Source organism: Actinomadura latina NBRC 106108 (assembly GCF_001552195.1).
Classification (GTDB): domain Bacteria; phylum Actinomycetota; class Actinomycetes; order Streptosporangiales; family Streptosporangiaceae; genus Spirillospora; species Spirillospora latina.
This window is the reverse complement of the sequence record NZ_BCQS01000003.1, coordinates 104243-128356: the sequence shown is the minus strand read 5'-3', so window position 1 is coordinate 128356 and position 24114 is coordinate 104243. Positions and strand designations below refer to the sequence as shown.

General features: G+C 71.9%; 28 protein-coding genes, 2 tRNA genes, 1 other RNA gene and 1 pseudogene. 12 read left to right on the top strand and 20 right to left on the bottom strand.

The annotated features are described in order from the left end of the window. The first annotated feature begins 76 nt into the window (after positions 1-76). Positions 77-415, top strand: coding sequence for a hypothetical protein (locus AL2_RS01340; RefSeq protein WP_067628318.1), 339 nt, complete (start codon positions 77-79; stop codon positions 413-415). Here AL2_RS01340 and AL2_RS01335 read toward each other — a convergent pair. From AL2_RS01335 to ffs, 5 genes are all read right to left on the bottom strand, one after another. Continuing rightward, positions 412-999 (bottom strand): DUF5063 domain-containing protein, encoded by a 588-nt coding sequence (locus AL2_RS01335; protein ID WP_067628316.1) that lies wholly within the window; start codon positions 997-999, stop codon positions 412-414. The two genes, AL2_RS01340 and AL2_RS01335, sit on opposite strands and share 4 nt — an antisense overlap. Further along, entirely contained in the window at positions 992-1591 is a 600-nt protein-coding gene (gene recR / locus AL2_RS01330) for a recombination mediator RecR (RefSeq protein ID WP_067628314.1), read from the bottom strand. Before recR ends, AL2_RS01335 begins: the two co-directional genes overlap by 8 nt. 83 nt (positions 1592-1674) lie before the next feature. Beyond that, positions 1675-2064, bottom strand: coding sequence for a YbaB/EbfC family nucleoid-associated protein (locus tag AL2_RS01325; RefSeq protein ID WP_083945821.1), 390 nt, complete (start codon positions 2062-2064; stop codon positions 1675-1677). Positions 2065-2351: 287 nt separating this feature from the next. Next, the gene (locus AL2_RS01320; RefSeq protein ID WP_067628312.1) at positions 2352-4472 is read right to left on the bottom strand and encodes a DNA polymerase III subunit gamma and tau; all 2121 of its coding nucleotides are present in this window, start codon (positions 4470-4472) and stop codon (positions 2352-2354) included. A gap of 98 nt (positions 4473-4570) precedes the next feature. Then, positions 4571-4666: signal recognition particle sRNA small type (gene ffs / locus AL2_RS01315), an RNA gene on the bottom strand. A 59-nt stretch (positions 4667-4725) separates the two neighbouring features. Between ffs and AL2_RS01310 the strand changes: the two genes are divergently transcribed. Both AL2_RS01310 and AL2_RS01305 read left to right on the top strand, forming a co-directional pair. Next, on the top strand, positions 4726-5070 hold the full coding sequence (locus AL2_RS01310) for a DUF952 domain-containing protein (protein WP_067628309.1): 345 nt from the start codon (positions 4726-4728) through the stop codon (positions 5068-5070). Between the two features lie 10 nt (positions 5071-5080). After that, a tRNA-Ser gene (locus AL2_RS01305) sits at positions 5081-5168 on the top strand. Positions 5169-5219: 51 nt separating this feature from the next. On the opposite strand, the gene AL2_RS01300 is transcribed toward AL2_RS01305, so the two are convergent. Beyond that, complete coding sequence (locus AL2_RS01300; RefSeq protein WP_067628307.1) at positions 5220-5702, bottom strand: MarR family winged helix-turn-helix transcriptional regulator; 483 nt, start codon at positions 5700-5702, stop codon at positions 5220-5222. Here AL2_RS01300 and AL2_RS01295 point away from each other — a divergent pair. Both AL2_RS01295 and AL2_RS01290 read left to right on the top strand, forming a co-directional pair. Then, entirely contained in the window at positions 5701-6162 is a 462-nt protein-coding gene (locus AL2_RS01295; protein ID WP_067628305.1) for a pyridoxamine 5'-phosphate oxidase family protein, read from the top strand. The genes AL2_RS01300 and AL2_RS01295 overlap by 2 nt on opposite strands. 168 nt (positions 6163-6330) lie before the next feature. Beyond that, the gene (locus AL2_RS01290) at positions 6331-6639 is read left to right on the top strand and encodes a type II toxin-antitoxin system VapB family antitoxin (RefSeq protein ID WP_067628303.1); all 309 of its coding nucleotides are present in this window, start codon (positions 6331-6333) and stop codon (positions 6637-6639) included. On the opposite strand, the gene AL2_RS01285 is transcribed toward AL2_RS01290, so the two are convergent. The 7 genes and pseudogenes from AL2_RS01285 to upp all read right to left on the bottom strand — a co-directional run bounded on the left by AL2_RS01285 (position 6640) and on the right by upp (position 12848). Continuing rightward, entirely contained in the window at positions 6640-7884 is a 1245-nt protein-coding gene (locus AL2_RS01285; RefSeq protein WP_067628301.1) for a CynX/NimT family MFS transporter, read from the bottom strand. It lies immediately after the preceding gene. 76 nt (positions 7885-7960) lie between these two features. After that, positions 7961-8707 carry a FadR/GntR family transcriptional regulator gene (locus tag AL2_RS01280; RefSeq protein WP_083945820.1) on the bottom strand — a complete coding sequence of 249 codons (747 nt, stop codon included), beginning with the start codon at positions 8705-8707 and terminating at the stop codon, positions 7961-7963. A gap of 238 nt (positions 8708-8945) precedes the next feature. After that, a complete protein-coding gene (locus tag AL2_RS01275; RefSeq protein ID WP_083945819.1) occupies positions 8946-10430 on the bottom strand; it encodes a helix-turn-helix transcriptional regulator in 1485 nt (494 codons plus the stop codon). Positions 10431-10932: 502 nt separating this feature from the next. Beyond that, a pseudogene (locus AL2_RS01270) lies at positions 10933-11442 on the bottom strand (PH domain-containing protein); the annotation flags it as partial. 10 nt (positions 11443-11452) lie between these two features. Next, positions 11453-11611, bottom strand: coding sequence for a hypothetical protein (locus AL2_RS37960; protein ID WP_168444544.1), 159 nt, complete (start codon positions 11609-11611; stop codon positions 11453-11455). A gap of 156 nt (positions 11612-11767) precedes the next feature. Next, positions 11768-12025, bottom strand: a complete 258-nt coding sequence (locus AL2_RS01265; RefSeq protein WP_067628297.1) for a hypothetical protein — start codon at positions 12023-12025, stop codon at positions 11768-11770. Between the two features lie 184 nt (positions 12026-12209). Then, positions 12210-12848: a uracil phosphoribosyltransferase gene (upp, locus tag AL2_RS01260; protein ID WP_067630011.1), complete on the bottom strand. Its 639-nt coding sequence runs from the start codon at positions 12846-12848 to the stop codon at positions 12210-12212. A gap of 211 nt (positions 12849-13059) precedes the next feature. On the opposite strand from upp, the gene AL2_RS01255 reads away from it, so the two are divergent. Continuing rightward, on the top strand, positions 13060-13284 hold the full coding sequence (locus AL2_RS01255; RefSeq protein ID WP_067628294.1) for a hypothetical protein: 225 nt from the start codon (positions 13060-13062) through the stop codon (positions 13282-13284). 155 nt (positions 13285-13439) lie between these two features. Then, a complete protein-coding gene (locus AL2_RS01250; protein WP_067628291.1) occupies positions 13440-13925 on the top strand; it encodes a tRNA adenosine deaminase-associated protein in 486 nt (161 codons plus the stop codon). Here the strand turns inward: AL2_RS01250 and AL2_RS01245 are convergent. After that, positions 13922-15241 (bottom strand): alkaline phosphatase family protein, encoded by a 1320-nt coding sequence (locus AL2_RS01245; RefSeq protein WP_067628288.1) that lies wholly within the window; start codon positions 15239-15241, stop codon positions 13922-13924. The two genes, AL2_RS01250 and AL2_RS01245, sit on opposite strands and share 4 nt — an antisense overlap. A gap of 186 nt (positions 15242-15427) precedes the next feature. Here AL2_RS01245 and AL2_RS01240 point away from each other — a divergent pair, with 186 nt between their 5' ends. From AL2_RS01240 to AL2_RS01230, 3 genes are all read left to right on the top strand, one after another. Then, positions 15428-15865 carry a tRNA adenosine deaminase-associated protein gene (locus AL2_RS01240; protein ID WP_067628284.1) on the top strand — a complete coding sequence of 146 codons (438 nt, stop codon included), beginning with the start codon at positions 15428-15430 and terminating at the stop codon, positions 15863-15865. 85 nt (positions 15866-15950) lie between these two features. Then, positions 15951-16388, top strand: coding sequence for a tRNA adenosine(34) deaminase TadA (gene tadA / locus AL2_RS01235; RefSeq protein WP_067630009.1), 438 nt, complete (start codon positions 15951-15953; stop codon positions 16386-16388). Positions 16389-16398: 10 nt separating this feature from the next. Beyond that, positions 16399-16486 (top strand) — tRNA-Ser (locus AL2_RS01230). Between the two features lie 130 nt (positions 16487-16616). Here the strand turns inward: AL2_RS01230 and AL2_RS01225 are convergent. Both AL2_RS01225 and AL2_RS01220 read right to left on the bottom strand, forming a co-directional pair. Continuing rightward, positions 16617-17498, bottom strand: a complete 882-nt coding sequence (locus tag AL2_RS01225; protein WP_067628282.1) for an EamA family transporter — start codon at positions 17496-17498, stop codon at positions 16617-16619. Continuing rightward, entirely contained in the window at positions 17498-18163 is a 666-nt protein-coding gene (locus tag AL2_RS01220; RefSeq protein WP_067628280.1) for a B3/B4 domain-containing protein, read from the bottom strand. The genes AL2_RS01225 and AL2_RS01220 overlap by 1 nt, the downstream gene beginning before the upstream one ends. Before the next feature lie 287 nt (positions 18164-18450). Between AL2_RS01220 and AL2_RS01215 the strand changes: the two genes are divergently transcribed. Then, positions 18451-19014 carry a helix-turn-helix domain-containing protein gene (locus tag AL2_RS01215; protein ID WP_067628278.1) on the top strand — a complete coding sequence of 188 codons (564 nt, stop codon included), beginning with the start codon at positions 18451-18453 and terminating at the stop codon, positions 19012-19014. Between the two features lie 92 nt (positions 19015-19106). Here the strand turns inward: AL2_RS01215 and dnaN are convergent, their stop codons facing one another. The 3 genes from dnaN to AL2_RS01200 form a co-directional block, all read right to left on the bottom strand. Then, the gene (dnaN, locus tag AL2_RS01210) at positions 19107-20252 is read right to left on the bottom strand and encodes a DNA polymerase III subunit beta (RefSeq protein WP_067630007.1); all 1146 of its coding nucleotides are present in this window, start codon (positions 20250-20252) and stop codon (positions 19107-19109) included. A 67-nt stretch (positions 20253-20319) separates the two neighbouring features. After that, a complete protein-coding gene (locus AL2_RS01205; protein ID WP_067628276.1) occupies positions 20320-20832 on the bottom strand; it encodes a methylated-DNA--[protein]-cysteine S-methyltransferase in 513 nt (170 codons plus the stop codon). A gap of 8 nt (positions 20833-20840) precedes the next feature. Next, positions 20841-22313 carry an AlkA N-terminal domain-containing protein gene (locus AL2_RS01200; RefSeq protein ID WP_067628273.1) on the bottom strand — a complete coding sequence of 491 codons (1473 nt, stop codon included), beginning with the start codon at positions 22311-22313 and terminating at the stop codon, positions 20841-20843. A 90-nt stretch (positions 22314-22403) separates the two neighbouring features. Here AL2_RS01200 and AL2_RS38410 point away from each other — a divergent pair, with 90 nt between their 5' ends. Next, on the top strand, positions 22404-22604 hold the full coding sequence (locus AL2_RS38410; protein WP_067628270.1) for a hypothetical protein: 201 nt from the start codon (positions 22404-22406) through the stop codon (positions 22602-22604). 119 nt (positions 22605-22723) lie between these two features. Here the strand turns inward: AL2_RS38410 and AL2_RS01190 are convergent, their stop codons facing one another. Next, positions 22724-24112: an MFS transporter gene (locus AL2_RS01190; RefSeq protein WP_067628267.1), complete on the bottom strand. Its 1389-nt coding sequence runs from the start codon at positions 24110-24112 to the stop codon at positions 22724-22726. Positions 24113-24114: the final 2 nt, after the last annotated feature.

The following is a 24114-nucleotide window of genomic DNA, read 5'->3' as shown; positions in this document are numbered from 1 at the left end:
GACCACCCGGAAGTAGGACAAAGCGTCTAGATAACGGCGGGTGTGGGCGGAGGGACGCGGTTCGGGTCGTCCACCGGTGGTCCACCGCGTCCGCACGGCGGTGACCGAGCTGATGGGAGAGCTGATGGGCGCGTTCGACGAGCTGCCGAGGGTACGCCGGGGCCCGCTGCATTCGCTGTACGCGGCGCTGCGGCGGCGGGCCCCGCAGGTGTCCGCGACGCGGCCCGGGGACGGCGAGGACGTGCTGCGCGTCGCCTACCGGGGCCGGGCGGCGCAGGTCGTCTGGGACGACGGCCTGGAGGTGTTCGCATGGGCCGCCGCGGACGGCGGGCCGATCGGCCCGGACGCCGAGAAGGCCGCCGAGGTGATCGCCTCGGCACTGGACGCGCCGGTGAGCCCCGGCGCGCCCGGCTAGGCCGTGGCTGCCTCGGGTGCGGCGTCGGGGGCGACCTCGGGGGCGACGTCGACTTCGGGCGCGACGTCCAGGCGGGCGTTCGCGACGAAGGCGTGCAGGGCGCGCAGCGCGGCACCGGCGTGGTTGCCCCAGTGGTTGAAGTAGGAGTACTGCCACCACCAGAGGGCTTCGAGGGGGCGGTCCTGGTTGTAGTGCCTGAGCCCGTGGACGAGGTCGCTGGCGACGTCGACCAGGTCGTCCGACAGGCGGTAGGACGTGGGCTCGGTGTCCTTGTACGGGTCGAAGACCTCGACGTACTCGTCCAGGGCGACGAGGCGCTCGGACAGGCCCTGCCGGACGGAGTCGAGGTCGGGGTCGTCGCCGACCTCGGGCTCCCAGTTGTCCGGGAGGATGACGTCGGCGCTGGCGCCGAGCTGCGCGCCGGCCAGGATGACCTGCGACACCTCGAGGAGGAGCAGCGGGATCGTGTGCGTCCCGCCGTCGCCGCGGGCGACCGCCTCCAGTCCGTTCAGGTAGTTGTCGACGTGGCACGCCACGCGCTCGGCGAGGGCGTTCCAGTCCTGCGGGCTGTTGGTGTCAGACATCGAGCAGCCTCCGTCCTTCGAATGCGCGGCCGAGCGTCACCTCGTCTGCGTACTCGAGGTCGCCACCCACCGGCAGGCCGCTGGCCAGACGGGTGACGGTAAGGCCCATGGGCTTGACGAGCCGGGCGAGGTACGTCGCCGTGGCCTCGCCCTCCAGGTTGGGGTCGGTGGCGAGGATCAGCTCGGTCACCGTCCCGTCCGCGAGGCGTTGCATCAGCTCGCGGATGCGCAGGTCGTCCGGGCCGACGCCCTCGATCGGGCTGATCGCGCCGCCGAGGACGTGGTAGGTGCCGCGGAACTCGCGGGTCTTCTCGATCGCGACGACGTCCTTCGACTCCTCCACGACGCAGATGATGTGGGGGTCGCGGCGGGCGTCCCGGCAGATCCGGCACTCCTCTTCTTCGGCGACGTTCCCGCACGTCTTGCAGAAGCGGACCTTGTCCTTGACCTCCTTGAGCGCCTTCCCGAGCCGTTCGACGTCGGCGGGGTCGGCGGCGAGCAGGTGGAAGGCGATCCGCTGCGCGCTCTTGGGGCCGACGCCGGGCAGCCTGCCCAGCTCGTCGATGAGGTTCTGGACCACCCCTTCGTACAACGGACCCCTCCTTTCCTAGTCGTCCCGGTCATGCGTGGTGCGTGGTGCTTGGTGCGTGGTGCGCGGTGCGGCGCCGTGCGCGCTCAGGCGCCCTGGCCGCCGCCGAGGCCGGGGAAGCCGCCGGGGAGGTCGCCGCCGCCCGGCAGCCCGCCGCCGAGCCCCTGGGCGAGCGGCCCCATCTTCTCCTGCTGCAGTTCCTGGGCCTCGCGGGCGGCGTCCCGGATCGCGGCGAGGACGAGGTCGGCGATGGTCTCCGCCGTGTCGGCCGGGTCGGCCGGGTCGACGGCCTTCGGGTCGATCGCCAGGCCGACGACCTCGCCCTGCCCGTTGACGGTCGCCGTGACGAGCCCGCCGCCGGCGGTGCCCTTCACCTCGGTCTCCGCGAGCTCGCGCTGCGCCTTGAAGAGCTGCTCCTGCATGGCCTGCGCCTGCTGCAGGAGCTCCTGCATGTTCAGCTGACCACCGGGTTCCACGGTGCACTCCCTCTTCCGGCCCCCGAGGGCCTTCTCTCTGGCGCTCCGCCAGCCACCGGACGTCCGTCCCCCGAGACTACGGGTTCGCGCCATCATGCGGTAAGTACGCCCGTCGCGATCTTGGCGAGTGTGGTCCCGCCCCTGTCCCGAGTCAAACAACGGCGTCCGCGGCCGCTCCCCGCAACGTGTGGCTGGGCGGCGGCGCCATCGTCCTCCCGGACGTCGTGGCCGCAGGGAACCCCGCCAGGGTGATCCGCTCCTTGTGAGCCCGGCTCCGGTGCGGACGGCTACGAGTTGTCGATCTCGCGGATGATCTGGCCGCCGAGTTCGCGCTGGATCAGCGCCATGCCGTTCATCTCGGCCTCGGTGCCGTCGGCGTCCGCGTCTCCTTCGGGGTCGACCTCGTCGCTCTCGTCCATGGGTGCGGGTTCGGGGGGCGGCGGAGGCTCGTCCGGCGGGGGCGGCGGCGGCTCCGGGGGCCGTTCGGTCTTCGGGGCCTGCTGCCGGGCGGCAGGCTGTGCGGGCGGCCGTGGCGGTGGTGCCGGGTTCGGCGTGGCCGCCCCACCGAACCCGCCGCTAGGGCCCGGCCTGCCGGGCGGAGGCCCCGCGGGCGCGCCGCCGACGACGGTCTCGATGCGCCAGTCGACGCCCATCCGCTCCTTGAAGACCTCGCGGAGGACGGTGTCGCGGCCGCCGTTGACGAAGCCCAGGCGGCGCCCCTCCGCGTCGAAGCCCAGGGTCAGCACCTTGCCGTCCAGCGACACCGGCTGTACCCCGGCCATGATGACCATCCAGGTGGCGCGGCTCTTCTGCTTGACCGCCTCGACGACGTCCGGCCACAACCGCTGAACGGTCCCGAAGTCCATACCCCCGGCCGGATTCGCCTGCGGAGAAGCAGACGCGCCTCGGGCGGGACCGGCTCCGGCGGGAGCGGCTCCGGCGGGGGCACCAGGTGCGTTGCCTGACGAACCGGCGCGAGGTGTGCCGTGGCGGTTATCCACAGAACCGTGTTCTGGTGGTGCCGGGGCGGGGCGCTGGTTGACACTGGAAGTGGGGTCGCCCCCCTGGGAGGGCGGGGTGTGTTCTCCGCGCGTTTGAGCAGCGGCGTCGCGTCCTTGTCCTCCGGCACCCTGCTCCGCCCGCGCTTGCACCGGCGGCGCTTGCACCGGCGTTGCGGGCGGGGGGGCTGCGGTCGCGAAGGCCTGCGTCAGGCCGGCTCCGCCGCCCTGGCCGCCCGCGAGGCCGCCCTGGGATGCCTGACGTTCCAGCCGGTCGAGGCGGGCGAACATCGACGCCTCGTCCTCGTAGGCCGCGGGCAGCAGGATGCGGGCGCAGATCAGTTCCAGCAGCAGCCGCGGGGACGTGGCGCCGCGCATCTCGGTGAGCCCGGTGTGCAGCAGGTCGGCGGCGCGCGTCAGTTCGCCCGGCCCCATCGAGGACGCCTGGCGCCGCATCGCCTCCAGCTCGTCCGGCGGGACGTTCAGCAGCCCGGTCCCGCCCGCCTCCGGGACGTTCGACAGGATCACCAGGTCCCGGACGCGTTCCAGCAGGTCGGCGGTGAACCGGCGCGGGTCCTGGCCGCTCTCGACCACGCGGTCGATGGAGGCGAAGACGGCGGCGCCGTCGCGGGCCGCGAAGGCCGCGATGACCTCGTCCAGCAGTGCGGAGTCGGTGTATCCGAGCAGCGAGACGGCCCGCGTGTAGGTGATGCCCTTCTCGTCCGACCCGGCGAGCAGCTGGTCCAGTATCGAGAGCGTGTCGCGGGCGGAGCCGGCGCCCGCCCGCACCGCCAGCGGCAGCGCGGACGTCTCGTAGGGGACGTTCTCGGCCCGCAGGATCTCCTCGACGAGGTCCTGCAGCACGCTCGGCGGGATCAGCCGGAACGGGTAGTGGTGGGTCCGGGACCGGATCGTCCCGATGACCTTCTCCGGCTCGGTGGTCGCGAACACGAACTTCAGGTGCGGGGGCGGTTCCTCGACGAGCTTCAGCAGCGCGTTGAAGCCCTCGCGGGTGACCATGTGCGCCTCGTCGATGATGTACACCTTGAAGCGCGCCGCGACCGGCGCGAAGAAGGCGCGTTCCCGCAGGTCGCGGGCGTCGTCGACGCCGCCGTGGGACGCGGCGTCGATCTCGATCACGTCGATGTGGCCCGTCCCGGCCGGTCCGAGCGCGACGCACGAGTCGCATTCGCCGCACGGGTCGGGCGTCGGCCCCTTCTCGCAGTTCAGCGAGCGGGCGAGGATCCGGGCGCTGGACGTCTTGCCGCAGCCCCGTGGACCGCTGAACAGGTACGCGTGGTTGATCCGGCCGTTGCGCAGCGCCTGCTGCAGCGGCTCGGCGACGTGCTCCTGTCCCTTCAGCTCGGCGAACGTCGCTGGCCGGTACTTGCGGTACAGCGCCAGACTCATCGGGGGCCCGCCCTCCTGGACAAGCAGAGCGTCAGAAGCACAGTGCTGCCTTAACCAAACACAGTGCTGCCTTCAAACAAAGCACAGTGCTGCCTTAAACAAGGGACCCCCCGCACACCCGCCAGAGCCTGCTTATCCTTGCTGCCTTCCGGCCCTGGGGAGGTTCACAGGATGACGCCATGCGAGGGGTCTGCCCGAAGTCTATGCCATCCCCGGCCCTGGATTGCCACGCTTCCCGCGTAGTCTCCGCCTCATGCCCGCCTCGCACCAGGACACGCTCCTGCACATCGCCGAACGATCCCACTGGGAATCCGCCCGCGCCGCCGGTGTGTCGTACACCATGTCCACGCTGGGCCGGACGCTGGGCGAGGAGGGCTTCATCCACTGCTCGTCCGACATGGCCCAAGTGGACGGCGTCCTCGGCCGCTTCTACGCCGGCGTCCCGCGCGAAGACCTGGCTCTCCTGACCATCGACGTGTCCCGGCTGGACGTCCCGGTCCGCTACGAACCCGCAGGCGACGAGCTCTTCCCCCACGTCTACGGACCGATCCCGGTCTCCGCCGTAATTGATGTCGGATCACTGCCTGAGAACCGGTAGGCTTCCCCGTGGAGGATTCGCCTAGTGGCCTAGGGCGCACGCTTGGAAAGCGTGTTGGGTTCACGCCCTCGCGAGTTCGAATCTCGCATCCTCCGCCACATCGAGGCCGGTGCCCGCGTCGGGCACCGGCCTTTCGCATGCCGTCCCCGCTAGAGGGGCGGGCGGACGCGGCGGCGGCGGATCGCGTCGTCCGCGTCGAAGCGCAGGAGGATCTCGGCGAGCAGCCCGCGCGTCTCGGCGATGCGTTCCGCGCCGAACCGGGCCGCCAGTTCCGCGTCGAGTTCGGCGCGCAGGGTCCGCGCGGCGCGCACCGCAGCCTGACCGTGCTCGGTGAGGTGCAGCAGTTTCGCCCGCGCGTCCTCGGCGGAGCGCCGCCGGGCGAGCACACCACGGGCTTCCAGGTCGGCGACGGCCTTGGACGCGGCCTGCTGCGTGACGCCCATCCGTTCCGCGAGCGCGGTGATCGACAGAGGTCCGGCGACCACGTGCTGGATCACCACGCCGTCGTTGAATCGCAGGTCGGCGAAGCCCTCCGCCGCCAACCGCCGCTGTATCCGGTCGGCCATGGCCCAGCCCGCGAAGAGGGCCAGGAGTGACAACTCCAGGTCGCCCGGCCTACTATTCACAACCATGGTTGTGGAAGTTAGCAGACCGGGGACCGCTCTTCTCACGGAGTTCGTCCGGATCGCCCACCGGATCGTGTGGTGCTCGCTCGCGACGGTCGACCGCCTGGACCGTCCTCGCTCCCGCGTGGTGCACCCGTACTGGGAACTCGCGGACGGCGACGTCACCGGATGGGTCTTCACACGGCCGGCCTCTCCCAAGGCCGCCCACATCGCCCATCGCCCGTACGTCTCGTGCTCGTACTGGGACCCCGCGCAGGAGGTCGCCGTCGCGGAGTGCGCGGCGGAGTTCGCCGACGACGCCGCCGCGCGCCGCAAGCTATGGGACCTGTTCGAGAACGCCGCACATCCGCTCGGCTACGACCCCCGCATTCTGGGGGCCGACGACCCCCTGGACGAGAAGATCACCGTCCTGAAGATGACGCCCTGGCGCCTCAGCACGCTGAACCGCACCTGGCGGCGCGCATGAAGCCCGTCCGGGCGGACGCGCACCGGTCGTGGCCGCGTCGGTAGGCCGGTACTAAATAACGAACGGCCTGAGCTGCGAGGTAATTGGTTTACCGGAGGAGGCAACTCAAGTGACACGTGTTGTTGCGTTGCCTTCTCCGACTGGAGGGCGACGCCGTAGACTCGAAGCGTGATCTTCAAGGCGGTCGGTGACGGAAGGCCCTATCCGGACCACGGGCTCTCGTCCCGGGACTGGGCCAAGATCCCGCCTCGCCAGGTACGCCTCGACCAGCTCGTCAGCACCAAGCGCGAAATGGACCTGCAGTCGCTGCTCGCGAAGGACTCCACGTTCTACGGCGACCTGTTCCCGCACGTCGTCCAGTGGCAGGGCGAGCTCTACCTGGAGGACGGCCTGCACCGGGCACTCCGGGCCGCGCTGCGCCAGCGGTCCGTCCTGCACGCCCGCGTCCTGGACCTGGACGCCGTCGGCATGGGCTGATCAGCGCGTACGGGCCGGCGCGAGAGCGGGAGCCCGCTCCGGACGGGTCCGCGGCTCGGCCGGACGGACGAATCCGGGCCGCGTGGCCAGCAGCCCGAAGACGATCTCGGGCACGACCAGCGCGAGCATGAGCACGATGGCGACGTCCCAGCCGCCCGTGGCATCGTGCAGCACCCCGACGGCGAGCGGCCCCGTGCCGGCGAGGAGGTAGCCGCCCGTCTGCGCCATCCCGGACAGCCCCGCCGCCACGGACGGGCTCGGCGAGCGCAGGCTGAGCAACGTGTAGGCCAGCGGGAACGCACTGCCGGTGCCCACCCCGAGGACGACGACCCACGCCCAGCCTGCGGACGGGGCGAGCAGCAGCCCGGCGAGGCCCAGCACCATGGTGACGGCGACAGCGGCGACGACCGGGCGCTGGTCGCGCAGCCGCGCGGCGAACACCGGGACGACGAAGCCCAGCGGAATGCCGACGATCATCATGACGGAGACCATCATCCCGGCGGCGGCCGGGGCGAACCCGGCGTCCTGCATGATCTCCGGCAGCCACGACATCAGGACGTAGAACATCAGCGACGTCAGCCCCATGAAGGCGGCGACATACCACGCGATCGGGGAGCGCAGCAGGGAGCCCTCACCGCGCGGAGCCGCCACGGGAGCGGTCGGCGCGCGGCGGCCGCGGAGGGCGAGCGGCCCCCACACGAGCACGGCGATCAGCGACGGGACGGCCCAGACGGCGAGGGCGAGCCGCCACCCGCCCGCCTCGTCCAGCGGCACCGCGAGTCCGGCCGCGACGGCGCCGCTCGCCGCCATGAGCATCATCGCGAGCCCGGTGAGCGAGCCCACGCGGGACGGGAACGCGCGCTTGATCACGGCGGGCATGAGGACGTTGCCCATCGCGATCCCCGCGCCCGCCAGGACCGTTCCAACGAACAGCGACACCGGGGACTGCACCACGCGCAGCACGATCCCCGCCGTGATCATGACGAGGGACGCGGTGATGGCGGCCTCGGTGCCGAGCCGCCGCGCCACGACCGGTGCGACGCCCGCGAAGACGCCCAGGCACAGCACCGGCAGCGTGGTGAGGGCGCCGACCTCGGTGCCCGACAGCCCGAAGACGTCCCGCAGTTCGCCGAGCACCGGGGCGATCCCGGTGATCGCGGCCCGCAGGTTGACCGTCAGCAGCACCAGCCCGGCAAGCGACCACACGGCCGTGGCACGGGACACAGGAGTGGCAGAACTGTTCATCTCACCTTGCTCGTCGTCACATCGTCCCGGCGTCGAACACCGGGGCACGTTCGTCTCCTGACCGCGCCTTCGGCGATCAGGGCTTGGGAAGGGCCTCGCGGCCTGGCGCTCGGCCCGGCTCGGCGCCCCGCGCCCGGCCCCGCCCGGGGCCGGGCGGGGTGGTGGAGGCGAGGATCTGGTCGAGGCACGCGTGGGTGGCCGTCGTCGCGGCTTCGGCGTCGCCTGCTTCGACGGCCGCGGCAATGGGGCCGTGGGGGACGTCCGCGTGCTCCAGCAGGACGCCGGCGGCGCCGATGCTGGCCCGCAGCGCGGCGCTGAAGTCGCGGTACAGATCGGTCAGGACGCGGTTGTGCGTGGCTTCGACGACGGCGGTGTGGAAGGCGAGGTCCGCCTCGACGAACGCGACGTGTTCACCGGCGGCCCAGGCGGCGTCGCGGCGCGCGAGCGCCACCGCGATGGCGGCGATGTCGGCTTCGGTGCGGCGGGTGGCGGCGAGCCGGGCCGCCTCCACTTCGAGCCCGCGCCGGACCTCCAGGATCTCGACGAGTTCCGCCGTCTCCAGGCGCCGCCGCACGGCCCCGGACAGCTCGCTCGTCGCCCGCACGTACGTCCCGTCGCCCTGCAGGCTCTCCAGGAGCCCCGCGTGGGTGAGTGCGCGGACGGCCTCGCGGACCGTGTTCCGTCCGACCCCGAGCGTCTCCGCCAGCACCGGCTCCGGCGGGATCTTCGCGCCGACCGCCCAGCCTCCGCCGACGATCTCGTCCCTGAGCTGGCCGATCACCTGGTCGACCAGCGATGACCGCCGAGCCGTGCGCAGCGTCATCAGCAACCTCCGGTCAACCAATCATCCTACGTTTAACCCTAAAGCAAGATCGGGCCGATTCTGTTCCCCGCTGCGTGGGAGATCGGTCACTCATGCCCTCGGCGCACGGCCTCGGGCGGGACACGGCAGAGCATCCGCGGCAGAACCGGCGCACGCGCCGATCGTCTCGGCGACCCGGTCACCGAGATCCCCACCGGTCCCGTCGGTCCGCCCGGCCGCAGTGCAACGCGGCGGGTGGTCAGAGGCCCGGGTCGTCGTGGGGGCCGTGGAGGGAAGGCGTCCTCGCGCCGTGGGGCGAGGACGTGATCTGGGACGCGGAGAGGCCGGCGGCCTGCAGGGCCTGGCGGTAGGCGGCGGCGGCGCTGTCGGTGTCCTGGACGAGTTCGTGCAGTTCGCCCAGTTCCCTGAACAGGTGCGCCGCCGGACGCCCGGGAGCCAGCGCCGCGAGCTGCTCGGACGCGGCGCGAAGGACGACCCGCGCGGCCGTGCGGTCGCCCTGCGCCACGCGTGCGCGCGCGAGGACGAGCCTGGCCAGGATGGTCTTCTGCGTGCGCACGGCGAGGTCGCTGCCAGGCTGCGGGGTCACGGTGTGGGTGCTCGTCGGGGCGGCCAGCGCCAGCCCCGTGTCGAGGAAGCGCTCCAGCGTGGCGATCGCGTCGTCCAGTTCACCGACCAGAACGAGCGCGCGCGCCTTGGCGATGGTGCTCTCCGTGGACTCTTCGCCTTCGAGACCCGCCGTCCCTTGGAGAAGCTCCAGTGCCTCTTGCGCGGCCTCATGCGAGCCTTCCGGCCGCGGACGTTCGACCCCGAACTCACTGGACGGCTTGGCCCCCGGAGGCGCGATGGCCGAGAACGGGACGACGCCCCTGAGCAGCGCCTTGGCGCCGGCAAGGGCGAGGCGGGCGCGACTCTGCACGGGTGTGGAGTCGCTGCGTGCCGCCAGTGCCTGATCGGCGAAGTACAGGGAATCGCCGATGGTCCCCTCCTCCAGTGCCCGCATGCTGGCCCGCTGGTACTGGACGCTCACCAGCTCGTCCTCAGCGGACTGCTCGGGGTGGAGGAGGCGCCGTCCGAGCTCGTGCGCGCGCACGGGGTCGGATCGATCCACGTAGGCGAGGAGGAGGATCCGCCCGGCCTCGGTGTATTCGTGTCCCACGCCGAGCCCGAGCTGCTCCAGCCGTTCGACGGCGCGCTCACCGAGCGCGATCGCCTGCCCCAGGTCGCCGACGGTGTGGTAGCACCTGGCCAGCGCGATCACGGGCGGCAGCCAGCTGGCCCGGCCCGGGTCGCGTTCGGCCTGCTCGCGCAGCTCCTCGAACAGCGCGATGGCGGCGTCCGTCCGGCCCAGCTCCTCCAGGGCGCGGGCACGGCCCCAGCGGGCGCGGGACGTCAGGTCGGGGTCGTCGCTGCGGGCGATCACCTCATCGAAGCCGGTCTCGGCGGTGGCGGCGTCGCCGCGCAGCAGCGCGAGGTGGGCGTGCCGCTCCCGCACCTCCAGGTGCGCGCGCTGCTCCGGCTCGACGCCCTCGGCGAGGTACTCCGGGGTGCAGCCGAGGCGCTCGGCCAGCATCCGCAGGACGGTCGGCGTCGGCGTGCGCTTGCCCGACTCGATCAATGAGATGTAGCTGTCGGAGAGGTCGTGACCGGCGAGCTGCGCCTGCGACAAGCGTCTGGTCAGCCGCAGGTTGCGGACGCGTTCTCCGACGTTGCCTGGACCCGGCATGTGGACTCACTTAGCGGAAGTAAACAGGCGGCTGGGGTGCCGACATGATTGCACATTGCGGGTTATCGCACATCGACGGCAATGAAGCGAGGATCGAAGACGCCGTCCGGCCGAGCCTGTCCCGCTCCGGCGCGTACGTCGCCGGAGCGCGGTGGCCCGCCGGTTCGCGGCGGTGGCACGTCCGGCGGTCGCGACGTCTGTCACCCCGCCGACGGTATCCGACCGAGCGCTCAAGATCTTGAACACCGCCGATATTGACCAGTCCGCCGCGCTTTCCGGTCAGCCGCGCGGCTCCGGCGAGCGGACGGCGGCCGGACGGACGGCCAGGTCAGATCAGGTCAGATCAGGTCAGGAGGAGCACGCCGGCGGCGGACCGCGGCGAAGGTCACGCCTCCGGGTCGGGGCCGCCCTGCGGGCCGGGGGAGGTCGGGACGTCCTCCGGCTGCCTGGGCCGACGCGGCGGCGGGGGCGGCGGCAGCGTCTTCTCCACGGGCTCCGGGTTCTTGTTCGGGAAGATCATCTCGCAGACTTCGAGGTACAGCTGCTCCGGGTACGGCAGGTAGTCCACGTTCGTGAGCGCCTGGTCCTGGCCGGCGGACTCCAGGATGAACTCCCCGTAGCCGAGCATGCGGCCCGCGATCGTCCGCTTGAAGCTCATGTCGGTGACCTTGGCCAGCGGCATCATCGCGACCCTGCGGGTGATCAGGCCGGTGGTCAGCAGCATCCGCTGGTTGGTGATGACGAAGTAGTCGACGGACCACTCCGCGACGCGCCACACGAACCACGCGAGCAGGATCAGCCAGATCCACCAGATCCAGCTGATGACCGTCCCGGCGTCGCTGGCGACGGTGTTGCTCAGCACGCCCGCGACGATCAGGCCGCCGAGGACGAGCCCGACCGGGACCATCAGGATCGCCGGGTGCCGGCGCACCGTGATGACCTGGTTCTCGTGCGGGAGCAGGTACTTGTTGACCGACGCGGGCGCCGAGTCGCCGGGGGTGACGAGTCTCATCGCGGCCCCGTCACGCGAGCGCGTTGACGAAGGCGGCCAGGGAACCGGCGGCGGACGCGATGCCGTTGGCGGCGCTCTCCACCGACTGGGCCGCGCCGTCCGGCTGCTTGATGACGTAGAACGCCACGAAGGCCACCGCGGCCCACGTCACGTACTTCTTTGCGGGCACGGCTGCCTCCCGGAGCGTTGACTCACGGACCCCGGTCCAGTTTCGCACAGCGCACCCGACCGGCAAAGCAAGCCCTATGGCGCGTTGTCCATGGCGCGGCGTCCAGGGCGCGGTGTCTATGGCGCATGTCTATAGCGCGTTGTCTTCGCGCGTTGTCTAGGGCGCGTTGTCGAACGAGGAGCGGCTCGCCTTGCGGCGCTTCTCGGCCGCGACGGTCGCGAGCACCTCCAGGTGCCGGCGCGCGATGCGCTCCACGAAGTCCGGCGGCGCCGACCCCGTGACCTCCTCGGCGCCGTAGCGCGCGGCGGAGACGCACCTGTCCACCGTGTCGGCCCCGTGCACCCCGTCGAACTCCTCGCTCAGCCGCTCGCCGATCACGGCGTAGCGCGGCAGATCGTCCCCTTGGTGAGCCATGACGTGTCCTCGTGCTCGCTCGCACCGCCCGGTCCCTGACGGTCCCCTGTGCCGGGACGGCGGAGGGGAACGCGCACTGGCGCTCCGTAGGGAAGTTGGTACCCCCTGCGGCCGGATACGAACATCGCAGGTCACGTCCGGTATCGGCCCGTGCCGCGGGGATGGGGGCCTCGGGAGGGAGGGGTCAGACGACGCCGTACAGCCGGTCCCCCGCGTCCCCGAGGCCGGGCATGATGAATCCCTGCTCGTTGAGGTGCGAGTCGATCGCGGCCGTCACCACCTTGACCGGCGCCGAGATGTCGGAGAACGCCTGCTCCAGGTACTTCAGCCCCTCCGGCGCGGCGAGCAGGCAGATCGCGGTGACGTCGTCGGCGCCGCGGTCGATCAGCAGCCGGATGGCGGCGGCGAGCGTCCCGCCGGTGGCGAGCATCGGGTCGAGGACGTAGCACTGCCGCCCCGACAGGTCGTCCGGCAGCCGGGTCGCGTACGTCTGGGCCTGCAGCGTGCCCTCGTCCCGGATCATCCCGAGGAACCCGACCTCGGCGGTCGGCAGCAGCCGCGTCATGCCGTCCAGCATCCCGAGCCCGGCGCGCAGGATCGGCACGACGAGCGGCTTCGGGCTCGCCAGCTGGACGCCCTGCGCCTCGACGAGCGGGGTCCGCACGGTCGCCTCCGCGACCCGGACGTCGCGGGTGGCCTCGTAGGCGAGCAGGGTGACCAGCTCGTCCGCCAGGCGCCGGAACGTGGGGGAGTCGGTGCGGACGTCCCGCAGCGTGGTGAGCTTGTGCGCGACGAGAGGATGATCGACGGCGAGGGTCTGCATGGCCTCACCGTAGCCCACACGGCCCTGCCCGGCCGGACCCTGCCGATCTAGGATAGGACGCCGCTGAGCTGGGCACGATGGCCATATGAACAGCGAGAGCGATCACCAGCCGAGAGGACCGGCGCCGCCCCCCGAACCCCCCGAAGGCGCTGCTCACGCACAGGCTCCCGAGACCGCGCCCCCGCCCGCGCCCCCGCCCGCGGACGCCGAGGTGACCGATGTCACAGGCACCGATGTCACCGGGGACGCCCCGCCGCGTCCGGGCCCCCAGGGCGACATCTCCCCCGAGCAGGTGCGCGAGCACCTGCGCCGCAGGGCGATCTTCCTGCGCGAACTGGCGGAGGCCCGTGAGCTGCGCGCCCGGGTGACCCCGCACCGGTCCCGCCGCGCGCGGATCCACGCCGCCCTGCGCCGCCGCACCTTCCGCATCAATTGATGCGGATTGGATAGGTTCTTGGCGCCAGGTACCAGCAAGTGGTGCCGCCTCCCGGTTTCAGCTCCGGGTGCGGCGCCGAGTTTGACGGTGGGGCACGCGAGCGCGCGCCGCATCTGCGACCATGCCCTGGCAGAAGACGCGCCGGTGGGGTGGAAATGACGGATGTGGACGCGACGGACTTCGCCGTTGTGGTGTATCGGGAAGACGAGGGCTGGGAGGCCGAGATCCTCCCGGTCGCGCTGACCGAGGACCTCGCGGGGCTGATCCATGCCCTGCGCCAGCAGCCCAGCCTCGGCGGCACGATCGGGCTGGTCTCGGTCGGCGACGACTTCTTCGTCGCCATCCGGCTGCTCGGCGACGACGTCATGGTGTTCCTGTCGGACGTCACGGCGTCGGTCGACTGGCCGCTGGCCGTCCAGGTCCTGGAGTACCTGGACATCCCGATCCCGGACGACGAGGAACTCGACCAGGTCCTCCCCGTCGGCGACATGTCGATCTTCGCCGACCTGGGGCTGGACGAGATGGAGCTCGGCGCGATCTCCGGCGACCTCGAGCTCTACCCGGACGAGATGCTCCTCAGCATCGCCGGCCGCATCGGCGTCGCCCACGCCTTCGAACGCGCCCTCGACACCGTCCCCTAACTCGGGAAGCCGTGGGTGCGGGCATAGGCGTTGAGGCCGGCCCAGTCGTCGCCGGTGTGGCTGTGGGCCGGGTCCAGGCAGCCGAGGCTGATCGGGCGTTTCGCGCCGTAGCGGGGTGCGCGCGGGTCGGGCGGCGAGTCGAAGTCGAGGACCTCGGCGATGTTGCGGGCGGCGGCGTCCCGGACCGTCAGCGGCTCCAGGCCCCACCGCCACTCGATCGCCTTCAGCACGGACGTGTGGTCGTACACCTCGTGCGCGACGGCGCCGCGCCGCGCCCGCGGGGAGATCAGCAGGCAGGGGACGCGGAAGCCGCGCAGCCCGGTGCCGAGGTCGGGACGCGGGTCCGGGCCGGCGGGCGGCGGTACGTGGTCGAAGAACCCGCCCCACTCGTCGTAGTTGATCACGAACAGGGTGCGCGGCCAGTTCGGTGAGCTGACGACCGCCGTGTAGACCTCGTTCAGGAACGCCTGCCCGAAGCGGATGTCGGCGAGCGGATGCTCGTCCTCGGACATGCCCGGCAGGAAGAGCTCGCCCAGGAAGGCGGGCTCGACGAAGCTGACGGCGGGCAGCCGGCCGTGCCGGGCGTCGCTGCGGAACTCCGCGATGTTCCGGCTGATGTCGAGGTGCCGGAGTCCCCAGAGCGCCGTGAACGGGACGTCGCTGAAGTAGTAGCGGCAGGAGACGCCCGCGGCCTTCAGCCGGTCCCAGACGGTGGGGGTCTCGGAGATCGTCAGCGTGTTGGAGATCCGGTCGGTCTGCGCCGCGTGCTGGAAGATCCGGTTGGGGAACGTGGACGACATGACGGCCGGGAAGTAGCGGTCGCAGACCGTCCAGTCGAGGGCTGCGTGGCCGTGAAAGCCCAGGTCGGGGCCCTCGTAGTAGCCGATGGAGAAGACGTCGTTGCCGCCGGCGCGCAGCCATCCGTCGCATGCGCCGTCGTTGTACTCGATGCGTCCGCCCGCGTACGAGTGGTCGGGGTCCTGGAAGCCGCAGCCCCACGGCACCTTCAGATGGTGGGTGTCCTGCGGGTTGCCCTCGGCGTCGGTGAAGGTGAGGCCGGCCTGGCGTCCGTCCGCGCCCGGGAGCCAGCCCATGTAGTGGTCGAAGGACCGGTTCTCCATCATCACGACCACGATGTGGTCGATGCCCGACTCCTCCGGGTCCGGGAGTTCGGCGACGGGCGCGCGCTTCGCCGCCGCGAGCCGGGCCGCGTGCGCCTCGGTGGACGACCCGCCGGCCGCGCTCGTCGCGAGGATCGCCGCGGCGCCCGCCGTCCCCGCCAGAAACCCGCGCCTGGTGAGTTCGTCCGCGCTCATGGCTCTCCTCCGGATCGGGGCCGCTGTGCAGTATGCGGACTTCTGCGACACGAGGGGAAGGACGGCGGCCGTCCGCCACCGGACAAAACCCGAAGTTTATTCACAACCGGCGCCGGGCAGGCGATGCCGGATTCCGCCCCGCACAAGGGGTGTGACCGGGGCAACCCCGTGGGTCACAATGAGCACGTGTCCTACTTCGCCGCCGTGTTCGCCCAGACCCCGCAGGGCTGGGTCGGCACCGAGGCCGTGCTCGCCGAGGCGGACCACGTCGACGACGTCGCCGACCTGATGCGGGAGGCCGCCGTCGAGTCCTACGGCGACCCGGTGCTGCTGATGATCGAGCAGGACGACGACTGGTTCGCCGTCGTCCGGCTGGACGGGGAGAACGAGCCGCGCGCCTTCATCTCCACCGTCCGCGAGGACGGGCTCGGCGCGCTGTTCCAGCAGCTCGTCGGCGAGGTCCCGGACGGCGACTCCGCCGGCGACCCGGCCCTCCTCGAAGACCTCGGGCTCGACGCCAAGCGGCTCACCGACCTCGGCGAGCGCGCCCTCCCCGGCGACGCGCTCCTCACCGTCGCCGAGCACGCCGGCTTCGGCGAAGAGTTCGACCGCCTCCGTGACTGACCCGCCACCCCGCGCCCCCGGCGCGAGCGAGCAGGCCGAGCGGGCGGGCGGGGGCGACCCCGTCATCGCGGGGTTCGTGCCGGCGATGCGGCTGGCGCTGGAAGAGGCGCGGAAGGCGTTCGACGACGGCGAGATCCCGGTCGGAGCGGTGGTTCTGGACGCGTCCGGCAAGGTCATCGGGACGGGCCGCAACGACCGGGAGCATTCCGCGGACCCGACCGGGCACGCCGAGATCGTCGCGATGCGTGCCGCGGCGGCGTCCCTCGGGACGTGGCGGCTGTCGGGCTGCACGCTGGTCGTCACGCTGGAGCCCTGCACGATGTGCGCGGGCGCGTCCGTCCAGGCCCGCCTGGACCGCGTCGTCTACGGCGCCGTCGACCCGAAGGCCGGCGCGGTCGGATCGCTGTGGGACGTCGTCCGCGACCGCCGGCTCAACCACCGGCCCGAAGTGATCGCCGAGGTGATGGCCGACGAGTGCGCCGCACCGCTTATCGAGTTCTTCACACGCCGCCGAGTCGGGTAGGCTCTCCCGCGGTGGTGTCGCCTAGTGGACGAGGGCGCACGCCTCGAAAGCGTGTGAAGTGCAAGCTTCCGTGGGTTCGAATCCCACCACCACCGCCACACTGAGCAGTCGACGTCAGGGGCGGCACCTTCCCGGGTGCCGCCCCTGACGCGTTGGATGTCATTGGTCATGTTGTTGTACAGGTGGCCATTGGTCGCCCTGGCTCGAAATGCGGCGGGCGAAGGCTCCTCAGCCGACCGTGACGAGGGCCACGCCGGCGACGGCGACGGCCAGGCCCACGCGCTGGACGGCGCGCAGGCGCTCGCTGTAGGCGACCCTTGCGAGCATCACCGTGATGGCCGGATAGAGGGACGTGAGGACGGCGGCCAGGCTGAGCATGCCGTCGTGGACCGCGAGGAAGTACAGGACGTTCGCGCCCGCGTCCAGGCTGCCGGACAGTAGCGCCAGCCCGATCATCGTCCGCCCGGATACTCGCGGGCCCTTGTCGCCGCCGCGGAACGCCAGGAGCAGCAGCGCGACGATGACGACGACCGCGTTGCCCAGGCGTGCGCCGACGATGGGCCAGAGGCCGCTGCCGTCTCCGGCCTCCTTGAGGAGGACGAAGAAGACACCGAAGCAAATACCGGATACGCCGGCCATGACCGGGCCCGAGTCGAGGAGCCGCCGCCACCCGTCCGCACGTGGCGCCGCGGTTCTCGCGGGGTCGTTCGCCTCCATGCTGACCAGGCCGATCGCCACGAGGCACAGCAGGACCCCGAGCAGGACGGACGCGTCGAGGCGCTCGCCTTCCGCGATGCCCACGGCGACCGGGAGAACCGCGGCGGCCAGCGCGGACACCGGTGCCACCACGCTCATCGGGCCGCGCGCCAGCGCCCGGTAGAACGTGATCAGTCCGGCGCCGCCGGCGATCCCGGCGACGAAACCCCAGGCCATCGACCCGAGGCCGGGGCTGCCGCCGCTGAGCAGCGCGGCCACCAGGACCACCGCGAGGCCGATCGGAACGCACCAGGTCAGTGCCCGGATCGCGGTCGATCTGCGGGTCACCGTGCCGCCGAGGAAGTCGGCGACCCCGTACGCCAGCGCGGCGCTCAGCGCGAGGACGGTGACCATCACCGCCCGCCGATGAGCCGGCTTTCGATCCGCACGTCCGGCGTGATGACGCGGAGGCGCTCCGCCAGCCGGTCGCCGGCCTCGGCCAGCCGCTCGATCGGGTACGGCTCCAGGCGTTCGAGGAGGAACAAGGCGTTCTTCGTGTCCTCCGTGAGCCTGGTCCGGACGCACTGCCGCCAGTTCCAGCGCCGGCACGTCACGCCCGCGTCGTCCCGCCAGACGACCTCGCCCACGTTGGGGTGCTCCACGGCGGGCTGGCCCCCCGCGACCACGTCGAACGGCTCGTCCCCCGTGGCCCTGACCAGCCGCGCGGGCCCCTGATAGGCGTCGAGGTCCTCACCGCCGATCGGCAGCGCGTACTCGACGCTCACCGCGTTGTAGGCGTCCACGACCCTGTTGATGGACGGGAGCGCGTCGGCGCGTCGGAGCAGGGCGTCCACCGACGGCCGCGTCCGCTGCGGCTTGGCTCCGAACGCCCGGTACGCCTCGCGCCACGCCTCCACATGCGGGTTCCCGGCGTCCGCCTTCCCGGCGGCCTCGGCCAGCCACCCCTCCGACACCTGGTCGCTCGCCCCGTTCGCCAGCCCTTCGGCGGTCATGACGAGCACGGCGAAGTCCGGCCGCAGCTCCAGGACGGCCTCGTCCACGCCAACCCGCTCCAGCATCCCAACCCCTCCGTCGGTCACTTTAATGACATTGCCATATCACTATACCGACCGACGACCTCCGTGCCCCAGCAACCGCGCCATCCAGCGGTCAGCCCTCCGGCAACGATCCGGCAGAGCATCCCCGACCACCGCTAGCACCCACCGATGACTGAACGACCGAGTGTGGGGGGGTCGGCTTGGGACTGCGGGAGACTGATCGGTGTGGGTTGGGCGGGGCGCGCGCTGCCACTGGCGGAGGGCGTCCGGTATGTCTGGTGGCAACGCCGACTAGCGCTGGAGGGCGATTGAGCGGGCGGGAGGCGATCGGGGAGGCCGTGGCGCGGACCGTGCGGGCGCTGCGGGCCGGGCACGGGTGGAGCCTGGACGAGCTCGCCGGGCGGGCCGGGGTCAGCAAGGGCGTGCTGGTCGGGCTGGAGCAGGGGCGCGGCAACCCGAACCTGGGGACGCTCATCCGCATCTCGGACGCGCTCGGCGTGCCGCTGACGCGGCTGGTTCAGGTGGAGGAGGAGCCGCCGGTGCGGATGTTCCGGCCCGAGCGGCACGTCGTCCTCTGGGAGGGCGAGCACGGCGGGACGGGGACACTGCTGGCGGGGAGCGATCCCAGGCCGTCGCTGGAACTGTGGGACTGGGTGCTCCGGCCCGGTGAGACGCGGGAGAGCGACGCGCACGTGCCGGGCACCAAGGAGATCGTGTTCGTCCAGGAGGGCACGCTGACCCTCGGTGTGGACGGCCGGACGGACCTCGTCGAGGAGGGCGCCGCGGCCGTGTTCGTCGGCGACCGCCCCCACTCGTACGGGAACGCGAGTGAGGCCGACGTTCGGTTCATCCTCGCCGTCCTGGACCTCTGACCCCCGCCGACCGGAGGCCGCGCGGAGCGCGCCGGTCACGACGCCGAAGGACCGCGGCGGGCGATGCGCCGTCTCGCGGGGCCGCCGCCGGGTCAGGAGGTCAGGCGGACCGGCATGGCCAGGTAGCGGTAGCCCGTGTCGGTTTCGGGCGGGGCCTCCTCGTCGTCCTTCCTGTCGGGGATGGCGGTGAGGAGGGCGGCCTTCGTGGGGCCCGCGCATTCGAGGCGGGCGTATTCGGTGTCGATGCCGGCGAGGCCGTCCAGCAGGTACTGGGGTGCGAAGGCTATGTCGATGTCGTCGCCGGTGAGGGTCGCGGCCAGCGCCTCGTTGGCGCGGGCTGAGTCGCCGGTCGCGGCGCGGATGCGGACCTCGTCGGCGGTGAAGGCGAGGCGGATGGGGGTGCCGCGCTCGGTGACGAGGGCGGCGCGTTTGATCGCCTCGACGAACGGGGCGACGGGGATCTCGGCGACGGACGACCAGGTGCCGGTGAGCCGGGACCGGTAGTTGATGTACTGGTCGTCCAGGAGGCGGCTGGTCATGCTGCGGCCGCCGCCGGAGACGCCGATGAGGGTGTCGGCGGTGCCGCCGAGGTCGATGGCGACGTCCGCGCCCCGCTTGATCGCCTTGGCGGTGTCGGCCAGGGTGCGGGCGGGGACGACGACGCCGGCGGTGAAGGCGGGGTCGTCGGGCGACCAGGTCAGCTCGCGGGCGGCGATGCGGTAGCGGTCGGTGCAGGCGAGCCACATCGTGTCGCCCTCGATGTCGATGCGGACGCCGGTGAGCATGGGCAGAGTGTCGTCGCGTCCGGCGGCGGGGGTGACCTGGGCGACCGCGGCGGCGAACACGTCGCCGGGGACGGTGCCCGCGCGGGCGGGCGGCTCAGGCAGGGTGGGGTAGTCCTCGACGGGCAGCGTCAGCAGGCCGAACTCGGCCGGGCCGCAGCGGACGACCACCTCCGAGCCCTTCGTGAAGACCTCCACCGGATGCGGGGGGAGGTTCCGGACGATGTCGGACAGCAGCCGTCCGGGGACGAGGACGCGGCCCGGTTCGGTGACGGTGGCGTCCTCACGGGCGTGCGCGGACACCTCGTAGTCGAACGCCGCCAGGGTCAGTTCGCCCTTGTCGGTGACCTCGATGAGCATGCCCGCGAGGACGGGCAGGGCGGGGCGTGTCGGCAGCGTCCGCGCCGCCCACGCGACGGCGTCGGCGAGCGTCTGCCGGTCGACTCGGAACTCCACCTCGATCAGCCTTCCCACGGTGAACGTCTATGCCGAGCACGTTAGCCCCCGCCACTGACAGAGTCGGTCAGAAGAGGGTCGCCTCGTCGTCCCGTGTGCGGGTCTTGCGCTCGAAGTCGAGGAGGTAGCGCTTGCGGTCGAGGCCGCCGCCGTAGCCGGTGAGGGAGCCGGTGGAGCCGACGACGCGGTGGCAGGGGACGATGACGCCGACCGGGTTGCGGCCGTTGGCGAGGCCGACCGCGCGGGACGCGGACGGGCTGCCGATCTCGGTGGCGAGTTCGCCGTAGGTGGTCGTCTCGCCGTAGGGAATCTCCTGGAGTGCCGCCCAGACGCGCTGCTGGAAGGGCGTTCCGCGGAGGTCGAGCGGTACGTCGAACTCGGTCAGTTCGCCCGCGAAGTACGCGGTGAGCTGCGCGGCGACGGTCGCGAAGGGTTCGGTGTCCGGGTCGGCCGGCGGCCCGAAGGTCCCTTCGGACGGAAGGTGCCGCTGCTTCTCCATGTAAAGCCCTGACAGGGCTCCGTCCGTGGCCACCAGGGTGAGGGGGCCGACGGGGCTCTCCAGGACGACGTGTGCAGGCATGAGGTTCCTCAGTGTGCGGGAAGCAGGTTGATGGGGTGGTCGCCCGTGGCCCACAGGTACTGGACGGCATAGGCCCGCCAAGGACGCCATCGGGCGGCACGCCGGGTCAGGGCGGCCGGGGTGGCCGGCAGGTCGAGGGACTTGGCGGCGGCGCGGATCCCCAGGTCGCCTGGGATGAAGGCGTCCGGATCGCCGAGAGCGCGCATCGCGATGGTCTCGATGGTCCACGGACCGAAGCCGGGTAGCTCGGACAAGCGCGCGCGGGCCTCCTCCCAGTCACTCCCTACGCCGAGGTCGATGCGGCCGTTCGCGAGTGCGTCGACAAGGGCGAGGAGGGTGGCCCGACGGGTCTTCGGGAACGCGAGCGCCTCGGGCTCGAGTCCGTCCAGTGCGGACGGAGTCGGGAAGAGGTGCGTCAGTCCGCCACTGGGGTCGTCTATGGGATCGCCATAGGCCGTGACCAGCCGTCCCGCATGGGTGCGGGCGGCGGCCGTCGACACCTGCTGTCCCAGGACGGCCCGCACGGCGAACTCGGGAGCGTCCACGGTGCGGGGTACGCGTCGGCCCGGGGCCTTGTCGACCAGTGGGGCGAGGGCGGAGTCGGTGCGGAGCAGGTCGTCCACGGCGACGGGGTCGGCGTCCAGGTCGAGCATCCAGCGGCAGCGGCTGATCGCGATGGTGAGGTCGCGCAGATCGGTGAGGCTGAGCGTGCAGGCGACGTGGTCGGGCTGGGGGCGGAGGGTCGCGATGCCGTGTCCGTGGGGTAGGCGCATAGCGCGGCGGAACGCACCGTCCCGCCATTCTTCGACGCCTGGGACGGCGGTGGCCGTGAGGTGGCCGAAGAGGTTGTCCGGGCAGAGCGGCGCACGGAACGGCAGCCGCAGGGAGAGCGCCCCTGAGCCGGCCGGCGGATGCCCCTTGGCCACACGATCCCGCAACCCGGTGGGAGTGAGCGCGAAAACCTCGCGGACGGTGTCGTTGAAGGCCCGGATGCTGGCGAATCCCGCCGCGAACGCGACGTCCCCCATCGAGAGGGGCGTCGTTTCGATGAGGAGCCGTGCCGTCTGAGCGCGCTGGGCTCGCGCCAGGGCGAGCGGGCCTGCTCCCAGTTCAGCGTTGAGTTGGCGCTCGATCTGGCGTGTGCTGTAGCCGAGCCGTCCCGCGAGGCCGGGCACGCCCTCGCGGTCGACGACGCCGTCGCCGATGAGGCGCATGGCCCGCGCGACGACGTCCGCCCTGTGGTTCCACTCGGGTGAGCCGGGGGACGTGTCAGGCCGGCACCGCTTGCAGGCCCGGAAGCCGGCCTGCTGCGCCGCGGCGGCGCTGGGATAGAAGCGCATGTTCGCGGGCTTGGGCGGGACGACCGGGCAGCTCGGACGGCAGTAGATCCCGGTGGTCACCACCCCGGTGAAGAACCAGCCGTCGAAGCGGGCGTCCTTCGACTGGACGGCCCGCACGCACCTCTCCACGTCCTCGTGCATGCACCCAGCATCACCGATGGCGACGTGGCCTCACTAGCGAGAAAGCGACATCATCGTCGGCGATCCTGCGGTCGCGCTCGACCGATCGGCATGACGTCCCAGGTAATCGATCTTCCGTCTCCGGGTTGGCAGCGTAAGGGCCACGAGCACGAACCCCACCGATCAGACGGGAATTACGAGATCGGCCCCGAGGGCGGGGAGGCGCTCGTCGTCGGCTTCGACGTGGCGGTGTTCACCGAGGACGGCCGCTTCGAGCGCGTCCACGGCTTCCTCGACAAGGTGCCCGGCTGAGCCGGCGTCCCTTCGCGTGCCGGAGCCGCCGAACCGCCGGAGCCGCCGAGCCGTCCGGCACCACTTGCCAGGGGGAGGAGCACCGTGGATCCCGGAGTCCGAGAACCATGGTGCTCCCTTCAGGCGCGGCGCAGGAAGGCGCCGACGATGGCCGCTCCGGCAAGAACGATCGCGGCATTCACCGCGATCGCGGTGTGGACGCCGCCGAGGACGGACGTGTTCGCGGTGGCCACCGCGCTCATCACGGGGATGCCGAGCGTGATGGCGACCTGCTGCGTCATGGTGGCGAGGCCGGTCGCGAGGCCCTGCTCGCCGTCCGGCAGTCCGGACGTCGCGATCCCCATGAAAGCGACGATCGCGACAAGGTTCCCGAAGCCCCCGATCGCGGTGGCGGTGAGCAGCAGCCCGAGCCCGCCGCGCGACTCCCCGAGGCCGAGCAGCGCGGCGGTCGCCGCGGCCTGCAGGACGAGCCCGGCCACGAGCGCCGTCCGGCCGCCGAGCCGGCCGATGATCCGGGGTGCGGCGACACCGCCGGCGAACGTCCCGGCGCCGAGGACGCCCAGCGCCAGGCCGGTGGCGAGCGGCGCGAAGTCCAGGACCTTCTGCAGATAGAGCGTCAGCAGGAACACCAGCGACGTTTCGGTGGCGAAGGCGATGAATCCACCCACGTTGCCCCAGGTGACGGTCCGGCGGGTCAGGACGTGCAGCGGTGCGAGCGGGGCCGGAGAGCGCCGCTCGACCAGGACGAACACGGCGAGCAGCACGGCGGCGGCCGCGAGGGCGCCGATCGCGAGCGTGGAGGTCCAGCCTCGCGATCCGGCCGTCGTGATCCCGTACACGAGGGCGAGGAGACCGCCGGTGACGGCCACCGCGCCCGGAACGTCCAGCTTCGCGCCGTCCCGTGCCCGGCTCTCCGCGACCACCCCGGGCGTGACCGCGAAGATCAGCACCGCGACCGGCACGTTGATCAGGAAGGCCCAGCGCCAGCTCAGCAGGTCGGTGAGCACCCCGCCGAGGATCGCGCCGACGGTGAACCCGGCCGACATGAGCGCGCCGCTGAGCCCGAGCGCCCGCGTCCTGAGCGGCCCCTCCGGGAAGGACGTGGTGAGCAGCGACAGTGCCGCCGGGGTGGCGATCGCCGTGGCGAGCCCCTGCAGGACCCGCCCGGACAGCAGCATCCCCGGTGACACGGCCAGCCCGCCGATCAGGGAGCCTCCGGCCAGGAGGGCCATGCCTGCGAGCAGCATCCGGCGCCGTCCGAACAGATCCGCTACGCGACCGAACAGGAGCGTGAAACCGGCGGCGGGGAGAGCGAACGCCGTAGCGATCCATTGCAGGTCGTCCAGGCCGAAGCCCAGTCCACTGCCGACGACCGGGAGCGCGACGTTCAGGATGGAGAAGTCGATGGCGAGCATGAACTGCGCACCGAGCAGCAGAGTCAGTACCAGCTTGTGCCGCGACGACATCCGCCCAGTGGGGGCGGAGACACCGGTGGTGAGTGCGGTCATGC